The 2,195-nt window shown below is 46.6% G+C and carries 1 protein-coding gene and 1 pseudogene; both read left to right on the top strand.

The annotated features are described in order from the left end of the window. Nucleotides 1-288: pseudogene (locus tag ABHR76_RS09900) on the top strand (hypothetical protein); the annotation flags it as partial. A 595-nt stretch (nt 289-883) separates the two neighbouring features. After that, on the top strand, nt 884-2,195 hold a 1,312-nt coding region (locus ABHR76_RS09895), incomplete at its 3' end, for a reverse transcriptase family protein (RefSeq protein ID WP_346977628.1).

Genomic DNA, 2,195 nt, shown 5'->3' with positions numbered 1-2,195 from the left:
GGCGGAGAGGCGGGTGAGCCTTCCTCCGATGCCGACCCCGCTGCCGGAGAGCCCACCACAGAGCCCACGGCAAATCCCTCGCTGAAACCCGCGGCCACGACAACCAAGACAACAACGACGTCCAAGACGACGGTAACCAAGACCACTATATCCACGTCCTCTAGGCCCAAGACTGCCACTGAGACCACCGCGACGCTCCCCAAGGCCGGCGACAACAACTGGATCGCCGCCTCTTTATCGTTATTCCTGCTGGGATTGGCACTTTTTGGTGCCGCATATCGCTGCTGAGGTGCCATATTTTCAGAAGTATGCGGTGATCGATTTCTCATCTATTTGCTAATCACCGATTATCGCTAATCGATGACCTTACAACTGGCAGCATGCCGTCGCATCACCAAGAAGATCATCTCTCAGCATTTGCCGAGCACATGTCGGCTATAAGTTCAATTCGCGACATTGATAGCGCCCTATGACAAACAAGAAAGATTTCTTCTCTCCATTCATAATCATCTTCAAGGACGACATCGTCTGAATGCCTATTCTGGATGGAAATCCGAGGCAAACACGTGAGCACGGAAACTCAGATTGCAGCATCGATGGAATCTGGAGGCTACTGTTTCTACCTGAAAGGACACGAGGGGGCTCATTGCACAGACGACACCGTGGAAGGCGCGCCAACATCATACTTGCCCCATCGCGGAGTTATAAAGCGCGGTTCAGCCTTTGCGCAAAATTAAAGACTGGTAAAATGACCCTATAGCCGGTTCGAATTAGCGTTTGCGCATCGCAATCGGAAGTGCTTTGTTTGCACATTATATTCTGCTACGTGTCTATCAGGTACGACTCTACGGAGGAACCGGCTATTAACTTTAAGGATAATCTGATGCTCAACGAACTTCAGTCGAAAGGCGATCTGGCTGGGTTTCTTGGCCTGTCCTTGGAAAAGCTTGATCTCTTTGTATATCCAACTTCCATGTATGACCTATATAGAAATAGATTGGTCCCAAAAAGAAACGGTGGCTATCGAGAACTATTAATCCCAAGATCTGATTTAAAAAGGGCTCAAAGACTCATCGCCTCTGAGCTTGAAAAAGGCTATAAGCCATTGCCTTGTGTCCATGGTTTTGTCAAAGGACGGTCAATAAAAACAAATGCTGAAAATCACATTGGCTCGCAAGTAATTGTTGGCCTGGATATTAAGGACTTCTTTCCTTCTATCTCGTCAAGACGAGTGTGCGGGCTTCTTGTTTCCAAGAAGCTAGGTCTAACCCCTGAAGTTGCATTCTGTATTTCAAGGATTGTTGCGACACCGAAAGGACTCCCTCAAGGCGCTCCCTCATCTCCTATTATTTCGAACATGATTTGCCTCGGGATGGATAAACAGCTAATGCACCTATCGCGAGAATATCGATACCAATACTCTCGATATGCCGATGATCTTACGTTCTCATTTAATAGTTCTTACTTCTTTTATCGAAATTTTTATTCAGGTGGAAAGCTCAGGTTGCCCAATAAGCTACGAAACGCAATCACTAACTTCCATGGAATCGAATCGTTTGAGCTCAACGAGGATAAATCGTTTTACAGTTGCAGTTTTTCAAGACAACTGGTCACGGGCGTTGTCTGCAATCAAAAGACAAATATAAAACGCGAGCAATATCGGCGACTCCGCTCAACGCTCCATCGACTGAGCAATGGCGACATTGAAGGCGCGATGGGCTGCTATTACGGTAAAACCATTGCCAAGCTTACCGATGCAGAAAGAGGGTCGTTTGAAGCGTCTCTACGCGGAAGTCTTGATTTTTACAAATCTCTTATTAAGGATCCCTGGACATCGGGTCCACTTATGCGTTTAGGCAGCCTGTACAATAAAACGAAACCAGAAGACACACCTGTTTTCCCAGTTGCACTTCAGCAAGACTCGCTTCTATATCTAGAAGGAGAGGATGACAAGCAAAACTCATTTGAGGGTCTCGGGTTTTATTTGGCTGGCTACGGTCTTGTTACGGCCTGGCATGTGATATGCGATGCCGTTTCCCGTGATAAAAATAGCAGGGAAATTAAATTATTCAGCTCAGATAAGACGCCGCTTGCAATTTTTAGGTTTGGAAATGAGGTGGTTCAGGATAACAAACGCGATGCCGCAATATTACAAGATGTTCCTCCTGCGATCTTAAAGAACATTCCCCTTCTTC

This window comes from Collinsella aerofaciens (genome assembly GCF_039752985.1).
GTDB classification, from domain to species: Bacteria; Actinomycetota; Coriobacteriia; order Coriobacteriales; family Coriobacteriaceae; genus Collinsella; species Collinsella aerofaciens_BT.
The sequence above is the reverse complement of the archived record's forward strand: the minus strand, read 5'-3'. Positions and strand labels throughout refer to the sequence as shown.